Genomic DNA, 17,613 nt, shown 5'->3' on the forward strand with positions numbered 1-17,613 from the left:
TAGGTCGTTTATCGACCCCGAAATGGCCCAAATCTGGCCGTAATATGTCAAAAATAAGTCATCCCACTTAATCCTGTGTTAATCATCGAACGTAGTTGTAGTGAGTAAAGAGTGGGTTCGGTTCTTGTTGAAAGTAGAGAGTGTCATTGATTTTGCAGAGCGTTCTGAGTACCAGGGCACCGCTGAACCGCAGGCCGCGTTGAACGCACGCCGGGGCGGTCTGGTACATGGAACCAAGGTTGCAACCAAAGGTGGATGGAAGCTGGTAGAAGAGCTTCAGGTTGGCGACCTCATTCGTACATTGGACAATGGTTTCAAGGCGATAAATCGCATTGCGACGGATTGCATCACGGTGCCGCCCGATGAAACCAATGCCGATAGCATGCCGGTGCGCATACCTTCACATGCGGCCTATAATGGTCGGCCGGTCTGGCTGATGCCGGAACAGGGCGTGGCGTTGGATAACACCAAGCTGGACCATGATCCGATCGCGCTGCCGGTCAGCCTGCCTGTTGTTTCGGCAAGGTTGCTGAGCGGCATGTTTCGCATCACTTCGAATGTGCCTGCGTCCTGTTTCGATATCAGCACCCTGTTCTTCGATCAGGATGAGGTGATCTATATCGAGGGCGGCTTCCGGGCCTTCTGCCCCTCGGGGCGTTTTGGATCACGTAATGTCCCTGGTAGGGCGTCATATAAGGTTGTCTCGGCCGAGGCCGCTGCGGATTTGATCTATCTGACCGGAAGACGTCGCGATATTGCCGTTTTGGCAAATTCACTGGGCTCGCTGCCTGCACCGATCTTTGATCACCCGATTGTACCGACCAGACCGGCCAGAGGCGCACGTCGTCCTGGGCGCCCGGGACGGCCTGTCATGATGATCTGACTGGGAAGCTGTATCTGAGACTGCAAAGTAACGCTGGCGCATGGGGGCATGCGCCAGCGTTTTTCTTTAGGCGGCTTTTGCTTCGGGGTTGAAGCGGCCGTAGAAGGATTGGCCTTTCTCAGCCATCTCACGCAGCAGCGGCGGGCAGGCGAAACGTTCGCCATAGGCCTTGGCCAACTGATCACAGCGCTCGGCCGCGTAAGGCGTGCCGATGATGTCCAACCAGCTGAGCGGACCACCCGACCAAGGCGCAAAGCCCCAACCAAGGATCGCGCCCACGTCACCTTCGCGAATGTCTTCCAGAACGCCTTCTTCCAGCGCGCGGACCGCTTCCAGAACCTGTGCGAACATCAGACGTTCCTGCACTTCGATCAGGTCAGGCTGATCCTCGGCATGCGGGTATTTCTCTTGCAAGCCTTTCCAGTATTCGACGCGCTTACCCTTGTCGTCATAGTCGAAGAAGCCCGCATTTGCCTTGCGGCCCAGACGGCCCTGTTCCTCCATCCAGAAGATCAGATCGTCCGAGGGGCTTTCCGGGTAGGCATCGCCCATCGCCGCCTTGGTCGCGCGGGCAATCTTGGCCCCCAGATCGATCGAGGTCTCATCGGTCAGCTGGATTGGCCCCACCGGGAAGCCCAACTGACGTGCGGCATTGTCGATCAATACAGGGTTCACCCCCTCGGCAATCATCCGAACACCTTCGTTGATGTAGGGAATGATACACCTGTTGGCGTAAAAGAAGCGCGCATCGTTGACCACGATCGGTGTCTTCCTGATCTGGCGTACATAATCCAGCGCCTTGGCCACCGCGCGATCCCCGGTTTCCTTGCCCTTGATGATTTCGACCAGGAACATCTTCTCGACCGGTGAGAAGAAGTGGATACCGATGAACTGTTCAGGCCGCGAGGATGCTTTGGCCAGATCAGTGATCGGAAGGGTCGATGTGTTCGAGGCAAAGATGCAATCCTCGGGGATGATCGCCTCGACCTTCTGGGTCATCTCGGCCTTCACGCCCGGGTCTTCGAAGACAGCTTCGATGATCAGATCGCAGCCCTTCAGGTGATCAAGATCCGGGGTCGCGGTGATGCGATCCAGCATGGCCTCTTTCTTTTCAGCCGTGACCTTGCCGCGCTTCATACCCTTGTCCAGATAGCTCTCGGTATAGGCCTTGCCCTTGTCAGCGGCTTCCTGATCGCGGTCGACCAGAACCACTTCCATGCCTGCCTGAGCGCTGACCAGTGCGATACCAGCCCCCATCATACCAGCGCCCAGAACACCGACTTTTTTGACGCGCTGATCGGGCACATCCTTGGGACGCACCGCGCCTTTCTCCAATGCCTCTTTGTTCAGGAACAGCGACCGGATCATTGCCGACGATGACGGGTTCATCAGGATCGAGGTAAACCACCGCGCCTCGATCCGCAGGGCGGTGTCGAAATCGACCAGTGCACCTTCGTAGATCGAACTCAGCAATGCTTTGGCTGCCGGGAAAGCACCCTGAGTCTTGCCGTTCACCATGGCGTTGGCACCGACGAAGGTCATGAACCCGGCAGGGTGATAGGGCGCACCGCCGGGCATCTTGTAACCCTTGGCATCCCACGGCTTTACCAGATCGGCGTCTTTTGCGTTCAGAACCCACTCTTTTGCGGCAGCTACCGGATCGTCAGCCACGGCGTCGATCAACTGCGCGCCCTTGGCTTTGGCCGGGTCCATCATCTTGCCTTCCAGCAGGACAGGGGCCGACGCCATCGCGCCAACCATGCGGCTAAAGCGCGTGGTGCCGCCGCCGCCGGGGAAGATGCCCAGCAGAATCTCGGGCAGGCCGATCTTGGCCTTGGGGTTGCTGGTCATAACGCGGTGGTGACAGGCCAGCGCAATCTCGGTCCCGATCCCGGCACAGGTGCCGTTGATGGCGCAGACTACGGGTTTGCCGCCCTTTTTCGTCTTGGGGTCCATGCCCGCCAGTTCCAGCTTGCGCAGGATGTGGTGGCCGCCCATGACAAAGTCGAACAAGGCTTGCGCCGGTTCATCGCCTGCTTCCTCACGGATGGTGGCCAACGTGCTCAGGTCCATGCCGCCGGCAAATGAGCCTTCCTTGCCGCTTGTGATAACGACGCCTTTGACCTCATCATCTTCCAGCGCTTGATCGACCAGCGCGCTGACCAGTTCGAATGCCTCGCGGGTCATGACGTTCATGGATTTGCCCTGAGCGTCCCAGGTAATGAAGGCGACGCCGTCCGCGTCTTTGGTCAGAGTGAAATCAGTCATTGTCATCTCCAATCTGGTCAGCCGTCAGCGGGCTGCCATCCTTGCGGGTGAAGGCGAATCCGTTTTCGTCATCCTTCACCATCATGTCTATGTCGCTGTAATAGCCGGTCTCGGTCGGGGTCCGTGTGCCCACGACCAGAAAGGTCATGGGAGCATCAGTTTTGTTCACAAGGTGGTGGCCATTGGCCTCACCTGCAGGCCAAGTGGCGCAATCGCCAGGCTGCAAGTCATGCTCGCCATCGTCGTCGATCAGTGTGCAACTGCCACTGAGGATGATGGCAAACTCGTCCTGCTCCATATGGTAATGGCGCAGTGAGGACATGCCCTGCGGTTCCAGCCGCACGATGTTAACGCCGTATTGGGTCAGCCCGCCCGCATCGCCCACACGCTGCACAAAACGACCGGCGGTCGCCTGCGCCAGTTTGCCGGGATAAGACGAGCCCCCCTTGAACGGGATCTGTGAGAGGTCCAGCTTGGGCATCAGACACGCTCGATAATGGTTGCCGCACCCATGCCGGATGCAATGCAGAGCGTGGCCAGACCGGTTTCTTTGTCCTGACGCTCCAACTCATCCAGCAACGTGCCGATGATCATTGCACCGGTCGCGCCCAGCGGGTGACCCATCGCGATTGAGCCGCCGTTTGGATTAACCAGAGCAGGGTCAACGTCAAATGCCTGCTGGAACCTCAACACGACCGAAGCGAAGGCTTCGTTCACTTCGAACAGGTCCAGATCGCTGATCTTCATGCCGTTATCGGCCAGGATCTTTTCGGTCACCGGAACCGGGCCGGTCAGCATGATGGTCGGGTCGGTGCCGATCTTTGCGGTCGCCTTGATCCGGGCGCGCGGTTTCAGGCCGTACTTCTCACCGAATTCCTTGTTGCCGATCAGTACAGCGGCAGCGCCGTCCACAATGCCCGAGCTGTTGCCCGCGTGGTGGATGTGGTTGATCCGCTCAAGATGCGGGTATTTCAGCATCGCCACTTTGTCGAAGCCGGGCATCTGCTCACCCATCATCGCGAAGGATGGGTTCAGCGAGCCGAGGCTTTGCATATCGGTTCCGGGGCGCATGTACTCGTCGCGGTCCAGAATGGTCAGGCCGTTCTGGTCCTTGATGGTGATGACCGATTTCTCGAACCGGTTGTCTTCCCATGCCTCTGCTGCACGTCTCTGCGATTCCACCGCCAGCGCGTCGGCGTCGTCGCGGCTGAAACCATACTCGGTCGCGATGATATCGGCCGAGATACCCTGCGGCACGAAATAGGTGTCCATCGCCAGCGTCGGATCAACGGCAATCGCGGCACCGTCACTGCCCATGGCCACACGACCCATCATCTCAACACCGCCTGCGATATAGGCTTCGCCAGCGCCGCCCTTGACCTGGTTTGCCGCCAGGTTCACGGCTTCCATCCCCGAGGCACAGAAACGGTTGATCGCCAAGCCGGGAATCGATTGATCCAGATCGGAGGCCAGCACGGCCGATCGCGCTAAACAGCCGCCCTGTTCCATCACCTGCGTGACGTTGCCCCAGATCACGTCCTCGACGGCGTGACCTTCGAGGTTGTTACGCTCTTTCATCGCGTTCAGGGTCAGGGCGGACAGGCGCACCGAGGTAACCTCGTGCAGGCTGCCATCCTTGCGGCCCTTGCCGCGCGGGGTGCGCAGGGCATCATAGATATAAGCTTCGGTCATGGGTCTTCTCCTTAAGCTCGATCCGACGGGTTGCCGGGCATCAGGTCATAGGGGTGTTTCCAGCCGGGCTGCTCGCTAAGGCGCGTCAGCCAGGCGTCGATATGGGGCCAGTCGGCGCGGTCAAAGCCGAATGGTTCGGGGTAATAGAGGTAGCCGCAGCAGCTGATGTCGGCGTTGGTCACGCCATCACCGACGATCCAATCACGGCCGTCCAAATGGTCGTTCAGGATTTGATAGGCCGCTTTCAACCGACCTTGGTTAAAGGCGATGACATCCGGGTTGCGGTGCTGTTCAGGCAAGAAGTTGATCAGAAAGCGGGTTAGCCCGGCCATCGAACTGAGCTTGTGATTGTCCCACAGAACCCAACGGAAAATCTCGTAATTCTCGTCGCGATCCTTGCCGCCGAACTTGCCAGATTTCTCGGTCACATAGGCCTGAATGGCACCGGATTGCGTGGTGCGGAAATCGCCATCGATCAGAACGGGTGCTTCGCCCATCTCGTTGACGTCGGCACGGTATTCGGATGTGCGGGTCTGGCCGTTGAAGAAATCGACAAAGACAGGCTCCCAGTCCAGTCCCGACATCTCAAGCGCCAGCGCGGCCTTGTAGGAATTTCCGCTTTCGCCGAAACAGTGCAGTTTGATAGTCATGCGATCACCCCTCCCGTGGTGTGCGTGGTCAGGTTGGATTCGAGTATTTTTGAAAAGATGAAGACTTCGCGTTCACTGTTTATCAACCTTGTTCCTTTGATATGGCCGAGCGGTACAGGCTGGAGAGCCGATGACCGTAAAAGGTGAAGTCGTCCCTGTCCTGAAGGTGAGTGCGCCCGGTGGCAGGGACGCATCACATTTTCATCTTTTCAAAAATACTCCCGCCGGAGGCGCCCAACCTCGAGTTGAGCGCGAGCAAATATCTGTTGCGCCTTGATCATCGCTTGCGCGCCTCAAGCTCAGAATTGAATTCGCGCAGCCTTCGGGTCAGCTTGTCCTCATTGATCACACTGTTGAAATTCTCGAACAGAAAGGATAACGCCTCACCTTCGTCCAACCCGGCCTCGCGCGCAAAGCCGCGCAGTTTGCGATAGCTGTCCTCGGTCATAGCGACCGGAAAGCGGCGGGTCAGGCGAAAACGTTTTGGCATTGTCTCTCTTTCGAAAGTCCGGCCTCGGGGGTAGGACCCCAAGGCCGGGTTATGTTCAGAAGTTGGCGGCCTCCAGCGCCATGACCGTTTCCGCGCCGGTCTGGATGCGCGCCAGATGCATGCCCGTGGCGGGCAGGCGGCGCGCCATGTAGAATCGACCAGTGTTGAGCTTGGTCTCGTAGAACTCTTTGTCCGACGCACCACCATCCAGCGCGTCCTGCGCCGCCTTGGCCATTTGCGCCCACATCAGGCCCAGGCAGACATGGCCGAACATGTGCATGAAGTCGTACGAACCGGACAAAGCGTTATTGGGGTTCTTCATCCCTTCCTGCATAAAATACATGCCGGCAGCCTGAAGGTCTTTGGACGCGGCCTTCAGCGGTTCGATGAAGGCCTTATCATAAGCCTCATCCTTGCCGCCGTTTTCCTTGCAGAAGGATTTGACCATCTCGAAAAACGCCATGACGTGCTTGCCGCTGTCCTGCGCCAGCTTACGACCGACCAGGTCCAGCGCCTGAACGCCATTGGCACCTTCGTAGATCATCGCGATGCGGGCGTCGCGAGTGTATTGCGACATACCCCATTCTTCGATGTAACCGTGGCCGCCATAGACCTGCTGCGCCTGAACGGTCATGTCGTAGCCTTCATCCGTCAGGAAGCCCTTGATAACCGGCGTCAACAGCGAGATCAGCCCGTCCGCGTCCTTGTCACCCGACCGGTGCGCCTTGTCGATCATCGTCGCGCCCCACAGGATGAACGCGCGGGCCCCTTCGGTGAAGCTTTTCTGATCCATCAGATTGCGGCGAATATCGGGATGAACGATCAGCGGATCGGCGGGACCGTCCGGGTTCTTCACCCCGGTCACATCGCGACCCTGCAGGCGGTCCTTGGCGTATTCCAAGGCGTTCTGGAACGCAGCCTCGGCCTGAGACAGACCCTGCATGCCGACACCCAAACGCGCCTCGTTCATCATGGTGAACATGGCGCGCATGCCCTTGTGTTCTTCGCCCAGCAACCAGCCGGTGGCCTCGTCATAGTTCATGACACAGGTCGAGTTGCCGTGGATGCCCATCTTCTCTTCGATCTTGCCGACCGAGACGCCGTTGCGCTCACCCAGTGACCCGTCTTCGTTCACGATGAACTTGGGCACAATGAACAGCGACACGCCCTTGATACCCTCGGGACCGCCGGGAATCTTGGCCAGCACCAGATGGATGATGTTGTCGGCCATGTCGTGATCGCCGGCCGAAATAAAGATTTTCTGGCCGGAAATCTTATAGCTGCCGTCACTCTGCGGTTCCGCTTTGGTGCGCATCAGGCCCAGATCGGTGCCGCAATGCGGTTCGGTCAGGTTCATGGTGCCAGTCCATTCGCAACTGACCATGTTGGGCAGGTACTTGTTCTTCTGCTCGTCCGAGCCATGCGCCAGAATGGCCGAGGCCGCGCCATGGGTCAGGCCCTGATACATTGTAAAGGCCTGGTTTGCGCCCGAGAACATCTCGCCCACAGCCGTGCCGATGACGTAGGGCATGTTCTGACCGCCATACTCTTCGGGCATGTCGAGGCCGGTCCAGCCGCCTTCTTTCATCTGCTCGAACGCGTCCTTGAAGCCTGTGGGCGTGTACACGATGCCATTTTCCAACCGGCACCCTTCGGTGTCACCCACCACATTCAGGGGATGTAAAACATTGGCCGCGACCTTGCCGGCCTCTTCCAGAACGGCACCGGTGAATTCGGATTCCAGTTCACTGTACCCCGGAATATCCGAGTCTGAGATTTTCAGAACATCGTGCAGAATGAACTGAGTGTCTTTTGTAGGCGCGTTATAGACGGGCATTTGAAGCTCCCTTAAATTCAGATGTCCGGGGATTGGGCCGCCAGAGTTACTCGGCGGCTTTGTTCTCGTTCTTCATCGAGGCGATGACTTTTTCGCCCCAGCGCAGCTGTTCTTTCAGATCGTCAATGGCTTGCGTCAGCTCTTCGCGGCGGGCTTCCATATCTGCCAGACGTTCCCGTGCGATTTCAAACGTACGGGTCATCTGGGTCATTTGCTGGTCGCCCACATGGTACAGGTCCAGTAGCTGCCGGATCTCTTCCAGGCTAAAGCCAAAGCGCTTGCCGCGCAGGATCAGTTTCAGGCGCGCCCGGTCACGTTTGGTGAACAGACGTTTCTGGCCCTCGCGGATCGGAAACAAAAGTTCCTTGGCCTCGTAAAATCGCAAAGTGCGCGGCGTGACATCATATGTCTCGCACATTTCACGGATGGTCATCAGATCTTCGGTCATGGTTTCAGCACTCTTGTCACTGGCGTCTATCAAAGTCAGTTGCGCAGTTGATGCGCACGTTACAACACGTAGATGACGTTCACGTAATGCAAACGCTACGTCACTATGAAAGTTGACGTAGCATCCTCTCGCGTCAAGGTGCGGATAACGCCCAATTGAAATCGTTACGTAACGGAATTTAGCTGTGGGGCGGGGGCTGACGCCTAACGGTCAGACAGTAATTCTGACGCAGCGCTGCGCTTGCAGAATGTTCTAAAGGTCAAGAGAGGCCAGTTGATCCTGTCGAATATCAACCCAGAGATTTAGCGGTCTGGTCGCGTAGGCGCTGCAGTTCTTCCATCGCCTCGTCCAGTTGCTGACGCTGTTTTTGCAGTTCAGGCATCTGCCGGTCGGCCAGTTTTATAAACTCGGCCATTTGCGCCTGATCCCCCTGATCTTCATAGATCAGCAGCCACTGGCGAATCTCTTCCAGCGAGAATCCAAACAGGCGCCCACGCATGATCAGTTTCATCCGCGCGCATTCCCGCGGCCCATAATAACGCGAGCGGCCTTCGCGTTCGGGCTGCAGCAGTTCGATATATTCGTAATAACGCAAAGTGCGCTTGGTTACGTCGAACTCTTCGCACATCTCGTTTAATGACAAACGGTTGTCAGTCATTTGTTGTCTCCTCAGCAGCAAACTAGGGCGTCGTGGCGGCAAGCGCAACAGGCGGTCTTGCTCTTTTGCAAAGCGCAGGCTCATAAAGGACGGAATTCAAAGGACACGTATACATGGTCGACAAAGTAGAGATTGCCCGCCAGTTCATTGAGGCGATTCCGCATGCCAAAGCGCTTGGTCTGAAACTGACGACCATCAGCGATGGCGAGGCTGAAATTTCAATGCCGTATAATGCGGATCTGATCGGAGACCCCAGAACTGGCGTTATCCATGGCGGCGCTGTGTTTGCCGCCCTGGACACATGCTGTGGGGCGGCCGTTATGTCCCATCCGTCCGCTCCGGGCGGGACGGCCACAATTGACCTGAGAATTGACTATATGCGCGCAGCGACGCCGGGGCAGAGCATTACGGCGCGTGCGACCTGCTACCACATTACGCGCAATGTTGCTTTTGTTCGGGCAACCGCGATGGACGACGATCAAGAACGCCCGGTCGCAACAGCGGCAGGCGCCTTTACGGTGGAGGGATTGTAATGGTGCGTCCCCGACCCGAACCCATGCAGGTGGTCAAGCAACGTCGCGACGCGGCCCTGAAGGCGATTGTCGACGGAGTTCCTTACATCCGCTTTCTCAATATCACCTTCGACCGACGCGGCGATGAGCTGACTGGGGTGCTGAACTTTGACGACAAGCTGATCGGAAATCCATTGCTGCCCGCGCTGCATGGCGGGGTTACAGCCGCATTTCTTGAGGTGACGGCCGTCATCACGCTGAGTTGGGAACACTTCTTTCCCCGCATCGAAAGCGGTGAGATCGAGGCCGAAGATTTGTTCAAAGCCGATGCGGTGAGATTTCCAAAAACCGTTGATTTCACGGTTGACTACTTACGCTCTGGCTTGCCGCGGGATGCTTATGCGCGCGCCTTTGTCAGCCGGTCCGGCAGGCGCTATGCCTCGGTCCGGGTCGAGGCCTGGCAGGACAATCACGCACGACCCATCGCGCAGGCCACGGGGCATTTCCTGATGCCGCAGCCGAAAGCGGAAAGAGAGTAACCCGTGACGCAGCACGCCTCGGCACCCCTGACACATACGCGGGTGTTGAAAATCGCCGTTCCGATTGTGCTGTCGAATGCCACGGTTCCGATACTTGGCGCTGTGGATACCGGTGTAGTCGGTCAGATGGGGTTGGCTGCGCCCATCGGGGCCGTCGGTATGGGCGCGGTTATCCTGTCTGCGATCTATTGGATCTTTGGCTTTCTGCGCATGGGCACGACCGGTCTGGCGGCGCAGGCGCGCGGGGCAGGGGATACGGCGGAAACCGGTGCGCTATTGATGCGCGGGCTGCTGTTGGGCGGCGCGGCGGGGCTGTTCTTTATTCTCACGCAAGTCGGGCTGTTCTGGGGGGCGTTTGCCCTGTCACCCGCCAGCCCCGAGGTTGAGGCGTTGACGCAGGATTACCTGCAAATCCGCATTTGGGGTGCCCCGGCAACCATCGCGCTTTTTGCCGTTACGGGTTGGCTGATCGCGATAGAGCAGACAAGGGGCGTGTTTCTCCTGCAGGTCTGGATGAACGGGTTGAACATCTTGCTGGACTTGTGGTTCGTGCTTGGGTTGGGCTGGGGCGTCGAAGGTGTGGCCATTGCTACCCTGATCGCGGAATGGACCGGGCTGGCGCTGGGCCTGTATCTGTGCCGCGAAGCGTTCACAGGGAATCAATGGCGCGACTGGCCACGTATATTCGACGCAGCGCGATTGCGCCGGATGATGCAGGTTAATGCTGACATCATGATCCGATCTGTTCTGCTGACGGGCGCGTTCACGACATTTCTGTTCGTTGGGTCCGATCTGGGAGACGTTAACCTGGCTGCCAATCAGGTCTTGCTGCAGTTTCTTGAGATCACCGCATTTGCCTTGGACGGCTTCGCCTTTTCCGCCGAGGCTCTGGTCGGCAGTGCCGTGGGCGCGCGGAACCGGTCTCAGGTCCGGCGGGCGTCAATCATGGCGTCCCAATGGGGCGTAGGTGGGGCGTTCCTGCTGGGGGCTGTGTTCTATTTGGCTGGGCCTGCGCTGATCGATCTGATGTCAACTTCGGCCGAGGTGCGCGCGGCGGCGCGAGACTATCTTATCTGGGCCGCGCTGGCCCCGGCAATCGGGGTGGCAAGCTGGATGTTCGACGGCATCTATATCGGGGCCACCTGGACGCGTGCGATGCGCAACGCGATGGTTCAATCAGTTGCGATCTATGTGGCGGCCCTGTTCCTACTGGTGCCGGCCTTTGGTAACCACGGCTTGTGGGCCGCGCTGATGGTACTGAACATCGCGCGCGGCGTCACCATGGGCTGGCGCTATCCTAGGCTTGAGGCGCAAGTGGCCTGAATCAGCGTAAGTAGGTTTTCGGGTGGGCGTCCGATGGCAGCCTTGTCACCTGCGATTGCCAGAGGGCGCTCGATCAAGATGGGGTTCTCTGCCATTGCGGTGATCAATTCATTAGCAGGGGTTGCTTTGGTCAGACCCAGTTCTTTGAACTTTTTCTCACCCGTGCGCATCATGTCTATGGCGTTGACGCCGAGTTTGCCCAGCACCGTACGCAGCTCATCGGTCGAGGGTGCGTCTTCCAGGTATTTCCGAACCTCGATCTGCGCGCCATTCTCTTCCAGCAGAGCCAGCCCGGCGCGGGATTTCGAACAGCGCGGGTTGTGCCAATATGAAATCAAAGCCAATCCTTTCGTTTACTTCCAACTGCTTGCGCGACGTTGTTGAATCCATCTCGTTCCAGCAATTTATCGAGACCTTGCGCGATATCTGCGACCAGAGAAATACCGCCATACACCAACGCGGTATAAAGTTGCACGGCAGATGCCCCGGCGCAGATCTTGGCATACGCCTGTTCCGCGCTGCTGATACCACCCACGCCAATCAGCGGGATTTTGCCCTCGATCAGCTGGCTCAGCTGTGCCAGAACACGTGTCGATTTTTCGAATAAGGGCGCGCCGGACAGGCCGCCGGTTTGACCCTTATGCCCACTGCGCAGCCCATCGCGGGACAATGTAGTGTTGGTTGCAATCACCGCGTCAACGCCTGTTTCCTTCGCCACATCGGCGATGTCCTGCAATTCGGCCTCGGTCAGGTCAGGGGCAATTTTCAGGAAAATGGGTAAAGGCCGGGACAGACCGTTGCGAGTTTCGATCACGCCGCCCAGCAATGCGCCAAGCGCGGCCTTGCCCTGCAGGTCCCGCAGTTTCTCGGTGTTGGGGGATGAGACATTGACCGTGGCGAAATCCAGATGCTCGGCGCAATGGGCCAACACTTTGGCAAAATCGCCGGGGCGGTCGTCACTGTCCTTGTTCGCGCCCAGGTTCAGCCCGATGATCGCATTCTTGGGGCGGTCGGCCAGACGGCGCGCCATGACCTCCATGCCTTCGTTGTTGAAGCCAAAGCGGTTGATTGCGGCCTTATCCTCGGTCAGGCGGAACAAGCGAGGTTTGGGGTTGCCTGGCTGCGGGCGTGGTGTAACAGCGCCCACTTCGATAAAGCCAAAGCCTGTGCGTGAGAGGGGGGGCAAAACCTCTCCATTCTTGTCAAACCCCGCAGCCAGACCGACCGGATTGGGCAGGTCCAGTCCAGCTACGTGAGTTTTCAGCCGCGGCGATGTGACCGGCCCGGGCATCGGGGCAAGCCCGGCCTTCAACGCCTTGATCGACATGCCATGGGCGGCTTCAGGGTCCATCTTGTGCAGGACCGCCAGCCCCAGTTTCTCGGTCAGTTTCATCCGAAAGTCTCTCCACCTTTGGCCGGGGCGCAGCGGATCAGGCGCGAAGTTGCAACCGCAGCCTGCCTGTGAATAACCGCAGCCTGATAATCCGGGTCGGTCACCATTTCCAAAAACGCATGTGCAGTCGGATAGCGGGCGATAAATACCTCATCCCAATCTTCGTCCTGCGGGCCGATCAGAGTGGTCTGAAACGCGCCGCGCCACAGGATCGACGCCCCAAGGCGCGCGATAATCGGGGCGGTTTCCGCGCCGTAATTTCGATAAGCCTGCGCGCCGGTCAGCCCGGCATCCGCCAGTTCGTGGCCCGTCGGGTATTCGGCCATGTCGCGAAACTTGACCAGATTCAACATTTCGATCGGATGATCACGGTCCAGCGCCTTGAACGCTTCAAACTGGGTGCGGTCAGGGTCGACAAAAGACCTCATTCCATCCCCTCGGGGAATTGGTGGGCTTGCCCGTCAAAAGGCAGGGGGCGCGACCAGACGACATCTGTCATGCGGATCTGCCGGTAAAGATGCGGGAACAAGGCGTCACCGCGCGAGATCTCCCATTTCAGATCATCGTCCATGGCATCGGCATCGCAGGCCAACAAGGTCAAACCTTCGACACCGGCAAAGTGTTTGGCTGCGGTCTCAGCCGCCTGTTGGGCGGTCGAGAAATGGACATATCCGTCAGACACATCAATCGGTGCGCCATCCGAGGCACCCTGATCCTGCAGTGCGGCCCATTCCTCGGCCCTGAATATCTTGTAAATCAGCATGAGGTGGTGATGCCCCGCGCGACGGGCAGAATCAAGACGGATTTCCCCCTTTGACTCTTCTTGTTGGCGGGCGCACCATCACGCCAAACAAAAAACAAGGAGTATGAAGATGTTCACCCGCTTTTTGGCGTCTGCTGCAGTTCTGGGCCTAACCGCAGGTATGGCCGCAGCCGATTATAAATTGACGATTCTGCATACCAACGATTTCCACGCGCGTTTTGAGCCGATCAACAAATACGACAGCGCTTGCGATGAGGAAGACCAAGCAGAAGGTAAGTGTTTCGGCGGTTCGGCCCGGTTGGTTACTGCGGTGAATGACGCGCGCGCGCGGGCCGAAAACTCGATCCTGGTCGATGGTGGGGATCAGTTTCAGGGTTCGTTATTCTATACCTATTACAAGGGTAAGGTCGCAGCCGAGTTCATGAACAAGCTGGGGTATGACGCGATGACCGTGGGCAACCACGAATTCGACGATGGCCCCGAAGTGCTGCGCGGCTTCATCGACTCGGTGGAATTTCCGGTATTGATGTCGAACGCGGATATTGCCGACGAAGAGTTGCTGATCGACAAGATCAAGAAATCGACTGTCATCGAAGTGGGCGGGGAAAAGATCGGCCTGATTGGCCTGACACCGGAAGACACGCATGATCTTGCCTCTCCTGGTCCAAATATCAGCTTTTCTGATCCGGCCCCCGCAGTGCAGGCCGAAGTGGACAAGTTGACCGGCGAAGGCGTTGATAAAATCATCGTTCTCAGCCATTCCGGCTATGGTGTTGATCAACGCGTAGCGCAGGAAACCAGCGGGGTGGACGTAATTGTCGGCGGTCATTCGAACACTTACTTGTCGAACGTGTCCGACAAGGCAGCGGGTCCGTACCCGACCGTGGTCAACGGTGTTCAGATCGTGCAGGCCTATGCTTATGGCAAGTTTCTGGGTGAGTTGAACGTAACCTTCGACGATGAGGGCAATGTGCTTGAGGCGGTGGGCGAGCCGTTGATCATGGACAATACCGTGACCGAGGATCAGTCCGCGTTGGACCGTATCGCCGAACTGGCCGTGCCGCTGGACGAAATCCGCAACAAGGTGGTGGCGAATGCAGCAGACGCCATCGAGGGGGACCGTTCTGTCTGTCGTGTGCAGGAATGTGAGATGGGCAACCTGGTCGCCGACGCCATGCTGGCGCGTGTGGCCGATCAAGGCGTGCAGATTGCGATTGCCAACTCAGGCGGGCTGCGGGCCTCAATCGACCCGGGCGAAGTAACCATGGGCGAGGTGCTGACGGTGCTACCATTCCAGAATACCCTGTCTACCTTCGAGATCAGTGGTCAGGGGGTGATCGATGCGCTGGAGAACGGCGTAAGCCAGGTCGAAGATGTAAAGGGCCGCTTTCCGCAGGTTGCGGGTCTGACATTCATCTGGGATCCAATGGTTGCGCCGAACGAAGGGCGCGTGTCCGAGGTCATGGTTGCCGAGGGTGATGGTTTTGCGCCAATTGACCCGGCAGCGACATATCTGGTTGTGACCAACAATTATGTCCGCAACGGCGGCGACGGGTACAACATGTTCGAAGGCGACGACAAGAATGCCTATGACTTTGGTCCGGACCTGGCAGATGTCACGGCTGAGTACTTGGCTGAAAATGCGCCCTATCAGCCTTATCTGGACGGCCGTATCAAGCAGAAGTAACTCTGCGACATAGCAAAGAAAAAGGTCGCATCCCTGATGCGGCCTTTCGTGTTTCGGGCGCACTCAGCCCAAATCGTATTCGGGCCAGAGCGCGGGATCGAACCCGTCAAGCATGGGGCGTAGATGTTCGGACACGCTCTGCCATCCACCAATGGATTTGGTCGAGATCTTATTGCGGACCTGATCGATACTGGCCGTTCTGACCTGCTTGGTGTTTTTCTCGGGATGCATCATGGTTTCGTTCCATTCGATATCGCAGAACGCAGCAACCTGTTGGCTGTAGGTTTTCGGATCGGCCACTAATTTTTCATAAGGAACGGTCAGTATGCGGTCACCGAACACGGTATCCCAATGTGCCATATAGCGGCGGTACATATTCGCCGAATGAGCAATGGCTGTCAGGTTCGACGCATAACGCATCCCACCAGCCGGGAACCGCCGGATCCATTTCGACAACCCCACATCACGGGGGTCACGTAGCATGTTGATGATCTTTGCATTGGGGAAGGCGGCCAACAAGAAACCAACAAGCTGATAGTTGTGTGGCATCTTGTCAACGAACGCGACCGATCCGTCAGGAATCGGTGGCATCAGTTCGCGGAATTGCTGCGCAAATTCAGTGGCTTTTTCAGCGTCAAAACGCTGATTGCCCAATTGGAATTCATGCGACAGGTCAGACGCCAACGTCAACTCACCACACCCGGCGATATCGGGCGCCGAACTTAGCATCATCTCCATCAACGTGGTGCCCGAACGGGGCTGACCCAGAACGAAGATCGGAACCGGCCCATCGCTTGATCCGGCTGCGGGTAAATCGGTTCCAATGGGGAACAGACCGGTGATCTGGTTCAGCTTTTTCTCTTCCTCAGCGGCGTCGTACGGGTTGCTATCGTGTTGTACCTTGTTGGCTCGCACAAATTGAGGCATGGCGGCATTTAGATCGTCAATTACCGAGATCAGGTGTGCCTTGGCGAACTCCAACTCTTGATAGTCTTCGTCCTTGTTGGCGATTGCGGTCTCGACCGCCTCCATCAGTTTCGGGCCGTCATCCTTGGAGGTTACAAGGGACAACTGCAGCAAAGCGCTCATGTTTTCGGGATCTGTATCCAGAATACGCTGCAAGATTTCCTTTGACCCGTTTTTGTCACCGCTTTGGTGCAGGTTCACGGCCTTTGCGAAAGCAATCTTTATGTTTTCCGGTTCCAACTCAAAGGCGAGAGAAACATCGCGCGAGTGGTCCTCGACAAATCCAATTTTCGAATAGGCACGGGCCCGTTTGCCCAGAAGGTTCACATCGTCAGGCTCGGCTTGCAGCTTCTTGCTCGCATGTTCAATGACCAGGCGCCAGTTGCTGCCTTTCAGGTGAATCTCATCCAGGACGCGGTTCAGTTCTTTGTTGTTTGGGAACTGTTCCAGCTTTTGTTCAGTATATTCCAGCGCCCTGGGGATCTGTCCGGTCTGCATAAGCGCATTTGCCAGGTTTTCCACGAATTGAGGGTCGTCTGGCTTCATTCGTGACGCTTCGACGAAATGCGGAATAGATTTCTTGTATTGCTTCATTTCGGTCAGCACAAAGCCCGAGATGGCGTGGAAATCAGAATCCTTGGGGAATTTCTTAACGCCCAACTGTGCCTTTTTCAGCGCCTGTTGCAGCTTGCCTGCTTCCAAAGCAGCCACCGCCTTGCCTTTGAGGGTATTCGCTGTTTGATTTTGCATGTGACCCCGTGACACCCTGTGCCTGTATGAAACGATTATTGATGGTTCATTACCCATGTGCGGACGGTTTGCAATAACCCTTCCAAATGACGCAATGGCGCAGCTGTTTTCAGCACGGCCCGCAAACACGTTGCCTGCTGTGCCGAACTTCAATGTTTGCCCGACAAATCAAGTGCATGTGGTGCGCGTTGGCGAAGGTGGACGCCAGTTGGATTCGCTGCGCTGGGGGTTCCTGCCGCATTGGTACAAGACTGAAACCGCCGGTCCTTTGCTGATCAATGCGCGTGCCGAAACTCTGGCCGAAAAGCCTGCATTTCGCGCCGCCTGCCGCGAACGACGCTGCCTGATCGTGGCAACAGGGTTCTATGAATGGACCAAAACTGAACAGGGAACACGTCTGCCATGGTACATCCACCGCAAAGATGGCGCACCGATTGCATTTGCCGGGGTCTGGCAGGATTGGGGCTTTGAGGGTACGCAGCAGGGCACTTGCGCCATCGTAACAACACCGGCAAATCGCCACCTCAGCGCCGTTCATCATCGGATGCCACTGATCCTTGAGCCTGACGATTGGCCTTTGTGGTTAGGGGAGGCGGGGAAAGGCGCGGCACGTTTGATGCAACCCGGGGCCGAGGGTGTCTTGGAGTTCTACCGCGTTGATCCAGCAGTGAATTCGAACCGGGCGAACGGGCCGGACCTGATTGAACCTGTCCCGGCGTGACTGGGCGCCTTTTCATTTCAAAGTTCGCAGGAT

19 protein-coding genes are annotated in these 17,613 nt (G+C 57.5%); 6 read left to right on the plus strand and 13 right to left on the minus strand.

All coding sequences use genetic code 11. The features are described 5' to 3' along the window. Positions 1 to 100: 100 nt before the first annotated feature. On the plus strand, positions 101 to 883 hold the full coding sequence (locus ACR0LY_RS00080; protein ID WP_367647914.1) for a Hint domain-containing protein: 783 nt from the start codon (positions 101 to 103) through the stop codon (positions 881 to 883). Between the two features lie 66 nt (positions 884 to 949). Here the strand turns inward: ACR0LY_RS00080 and ACR0LY_RS00085 are convergent, their stop codons facing one another. The 8 genes from ACR0LY_RS00085 to ACR0LY_RS00120 all read right to left on the minus strand — a co-directional run bounded on the left by ACR0LY_RS00085 (position 950) and on the right by ACR0LY_RS00120 (position 8,926). Next, positions 950 to 3,151, minus strand: a complete 2,202-nt coding sequence (locus tag ACR0LY_RS00085) for a 3-hydroxyacyl-CoA dehydrogenase NAD-binding domain-containing protein (protein ID WP_170349309.1) — start codon at positions 3,149 to 3,151, stop codon at positions 950 to 952. Further along, positions 3,144 to 3,632: a cupin domain-containing protein gene (locus tag ACR0LY_RS00090; protein WP_170349307.1), complete on the minus strand. Its 489-nt coding sequence runs from the start codon at positions 3,630 to 3,632 to the stop codon at positions 3,144 to 3,146. Before ACR0LY_RS00090 ends, ACR0LY_RS00085 begins: the two co-directional genes overlap by 8 nt. Next, the gene (locus ACR0LY_RS00095) at positions 3,632 to 4,843 is read right to left on the minus strand and encodes an acetyl-CoA C-acetyltransferase (RefSeq protein ID WP_170349305.1); all 1,212 of its coding nucleotides are present in this window, start codon (positions 4,841 to 4,843) and stop codon (positions 3,632 to 3,634) included. Before ACR0LY_RS00095 ends, ACR0LY_RS00090 begins: the two co-directional genes overlap by 1 nt. An 11-nt stretch (positions 4,844 to 4,854) precedes the next feature. After that, on the minus strand, positions 4,855 to 5,493 hold the full coding sequence (locus ACR0LY_RS00100; RefSeq protein WP_170349303.1) for a glutathione S-transferase family protein: 639 nt from the start codon (positions 5,491 to 5,493) through the stop codon (positions 4,855 to 4,857). Between the two features lie 277 nt (positions 5,494 to 5,770). After that, a complete protein-coding gene (locus ACR0LY_RS00105) occupies positions 5,771 to 5,983 on the minus strand; it encodes a hypothetical protein (protein WP_170349301.1) in 213 nt (70 codons plus the stop codon). 55 nt (positions 5,984 to 6,038) lie between these two features. After that, a complete protein-coding gene (locus tag ACR0LY_RS00110; protein WP_170349300.1) occupies positions 6,039 to 7,820 on the minus strand; it encodes an acyl-CoA dehydrogenase C-terminal domain-containing protein in 1,782 nt (593 codons plus the stop codon). Positions 7,821 to 7,866: 46 nt separating this feature from the next. After that, complete coding sequence (locus ACR0LY_RS00115; protein WP_170349298.1) at positions 7,867 to 8,268, minus strand: MerR family transcriptional regulator; 402 nt, start codon at positions 8,266 to 8,268, stop codon at positions 7,867 to 7,869. Positions 8,269 to 8,557: 289 nt separating this feature from the next. After that, positions 8,558 to 8,926, minus strand: coding sequence for a MerR family transcriptional regulator (locus tag ACR0LY_RS00120; protein WP_170349296.1), 369 nt, complete (start codon positions 8,924 to 8,926; stop codon positions 8,558 to 8,560). Positions 8,927 to 9,039: 113 nt separating this feature from the next. Here ACR0LY_RS00120 and ACR0LY_RS00125 point away from each other — a divergent pair, with 113 nt between their 5' ends. The 3 genes from ACR0LY_RS00125 to ACR0LY_RS00135 are packed head-to-tail and all read left to right on the plus strand — an operon-like array spanning position 9,040 to position 11,300. Next, a complete protein-coding gene (locus ACR0LY_RS00125) occupies positions 9,040 to 9,459 on the plus strand; it encodes a PaaI family thioesterase (protein ID WP_170349295.1) in 420 nt (139 codons plus the stop codon). Further along, positions 9,459 to 9,977 (plus strand): PaaI family thioesterase, encoded by a 519-nt coding sequence (locus ACR0LY_RS00130; protein WP_170349293.1) that lies wholly within the window; start codon positions 9,459 to 9,461, stop codon positions 9,975 to 9,977. The genes ACR0LY_RS00125 and ACR0LY_RS00130 overlap by 1 nt, the downstream gene beginning before the upstream one ends. A gap of 3 nt (positions 9,978 to 9,980) precedes the next feature. After that, on the plus strand, positions 9,981 to 11,300 hold the full coding sequence (locus ACR0LY_RS00135; RefSeq protein ID WP_170349291.1) for an MATE family efflux transporter: 1,320 nt from the start codon (positions 9,981 to 9,983) through the stop codon (positions 11,298 to 11,300). Here ACR0LY_RS00135 and arsC read toward each other — a convergent pair. Genes arsC through ACR0LY_RS00155 form a run of 4 tightly spaced genes read right to left on the minus strand, consistent with a single transcriptional unit; the run spans position 11,270 to position 13,456 of the window. Then, complete coding sequence (gene arsC / locus ACR0LY_RS00140) at positions 11,270 to 11,638, minus strand: arsenate reductase (glutaredoxin) (RefSeq protein ID WP_170349289.1); 369 nt, start codon at positions 11,636 to 11,638, stop codon at positions 11,270 to 11,272. The genes ACR0LY_RS00135 and arsC overlap by 31 nt on opposite strands. Next, entirely contained in the window at positions 11,635 to 12,693 is a 1,059-nt protein-coding gene (locus ACR0LY_RS00145; RefSeq protein ID WP_170349287.1) for a quinone-dependent dihydroorotate dehydrogenase, read from the minus strand. Before ACR0LY_RS00145 ends, arsC begins: the two co-directional genes overlap by 4 nt. Next, complete coding sequence (locus ACR0LY_RS00150; RefSeq protein ID WP_170349285.1) at positions 12,690 to 13,121, minus strand: DUF1330 domain-containing protein; 432 nt, start codon at positions 13,119 to 13,121, stop codon at positions 12,690 to 12,692. Before ACR0LY_RS00150 ends, ACR0LY_RS00145 begins: the two co-directional genes overlap by 4 nt. Next, positions 13,118 to 13,456 carry a DUF952 domain-containing protein gene (locus tag ACR0LY_RS00155; protein ID WP_170349283.1) on the minus strand — a complete coding sequence of 113 codons (339 nt, stop codon included), beginning with the start codon at positions 13,454 to 13,456 and terminating at the stop codon, positions 13,118 to 13,120. Before ACR0LY_RS00155 ends, ACR0LY_RS00150 begins: the two co-directional genes overlap by 4 nt. 109 nt (positions 13,457 to 13,565) lie before the next feature. Here ACR0LY_RS00155 and ACR0LY_RS00160 point away from each other — a divergent pair, with 109 nt between their 5' ends. Then, positions 13,566 to 15,143, plus strand: a complete 1,578-nt coding sequence (locus ACR0LY_RS00160; RefSeq protein WP_170349281.1) for a bifunctional metallophosphatase/5'-nucleotidase — start codon at positions 13,566 to 13,568, stop codon at positions 15,141 to 15,143. A 63-nt stretch (positions 15,144 to 15,206) separates the two neighbouring features. Here the strand turns inward: ACR0LY_RS00160 and ACR0LY_RS00165 are convergent, their stop codons facing one another. After that, on the minus strand, positions 15,207 to 16,859 hold the full coding sequence (locus ACR0LY_RS00165) for a tetratricopeptide repeat-containing sulfotransferase family protein (RefSeq protein WP_170349279.1): 1,653 nt from the start codon (positions 16,857 to 16,859) through the stop codon (positions 15,207 to 15,209). 55 nt (positions 16,860 to 16,914) lie between these two features. Between ACR0LY_RS00165 and ACR0LY_RS00170 the strand changes: the two genes are divergently transcribed. After that, the gene (locus ACR0LY_RS00170; protein WP_170349278.1) at positions 16,915 to 17,580 is read left to right on the plus strand and encodes an SOS response-associated peptidase; all 666 of its coding nucleotides are present in this window, start codon (positions 16,915 to 16,917) and stop codon (positions 17,578 to 17,580) included. The last annotated feature ends 33 nt before the right edge of the window (positions 17,581 to 17,613 follow it).

The organism is Ruegeria sp. BC5 (assembly GCF_056539205.1).

Bases quoted from the DNA above. Each gene is read 5' to 3' on its own strand.
- ACR0LY_RS00160 (WP_170349281.1), top strand. From the start codon at position 13,566: ATGTTCACCCGCTTTTTGGCGTCTGCTGCAGTTCTGGGCCTAACCGCA.
- ACR0LY_RS00115 (WP_170349298.1), bottom strand. From the start codon at position 8,268: ATGACCGAAGATCTGATGACCATCCGTGAAATGTGCGAGACATATGAT.
- ACR0LY_RS00085 (WP_170349309.1), bottom strand. From the start codon at position 3,151: ATGACTGATTTCACTCTGACCAAAGACGCGGACGGCGTCGCCTTCATT.
- ACR0LY_RS00125 (WP_170349295.1), top strand. From the start codon at position 9,040: ATGGTCGACAAAGTAGAGATTGCCCGCCAGTTCATTGAGGCGATTCCG.
- ACR0LY_RS00100 (WP_170349303.1), bottom strand. From the start codon at position 5,493: ATGACTATCAAACTGCACTGTTTCGGCGAAAGCGGAAATTCCTACAAG.
- ACR0LY_RS00165 (WP_170349279.1), bottom strand. From the start codon at position 16,859: ATGCAAAATCAAACAGCGAATACCCTCAAAGGCAAGGCGGTGGCTGCT.
- ACR0LY_RS00095 (WP_170349305.1), bottom strand. From the start codon at position 4,843: ATGACCGAAGCTTATATCTATGATGCCCTGCGCACCCCGCGCGGCAAG.
- ACR0LY_RS00120 (WP_170349296.1), bottom strand. From the start codon at position 8,926: ATGACTGACAACCGTTTGTCATTAAACGAGATGTGCGAAGAGTTCGAC.
- ACR0LY_RS00105 (WP_170349301.1), bottom strand. From the start codon at position 5,983: ATGCCAAAACGTTTTCGCCTGACCCGCCGCTTTCCGGTCGCTATGACC.
- ACR0LY_RS00170 (WP_170349278.1), top strand. From the start codon at position 16,915: ATGTGCGGACGGTTTGCAATAACCCTTCCAAATGACGCAATGGCGCAG.
- ACR0LY_RS00110 (WP_170349300.1), bottom strand. From the start codon at position 7,820: ATGCCCGTCTATAACGCGCCTACAAAAGACACTCAGTTCATTCTGCAC.
- ACR0LY_RS00090 (WP_170349307.1), bottom strand. From the start codon at position 3,632: ATGCCCAAGCTGGACCTCTCACAGATCCCGTTCAAGGGGGGCTCGTCT.
- ACR0LY_RS00155 (WP_170349283.1), bottom strand. From the start codon at position 13,456: ATGCTGATTTACAAGATATTCAGGGCCGAGGAATGGGCCGCACTGCAG.
- ACR0LY_RS00150 (WP_170349285.1), bottom strand. From the start codon at position 13,121: ATGAGGTCTTTTGTCGACCCTGACCGCACCCAGTTTGAAGCGTTCAAG.
- ACR0LY_RS00145 (WP_170349287.1), bottom strand. From the start codon at position 12,693: ATGAAACTGACCGAGAAACTGGGGCTGGCGGTCCTGCACAAGATGGAC.
- ACR0LY_RS00130 (WP_170349293.1), top strand. From the start codon at position 9,459: ATGGTGCGTCCCCGACCCGAACCCATGCAGGTGGTCAAGCAACGTCGC.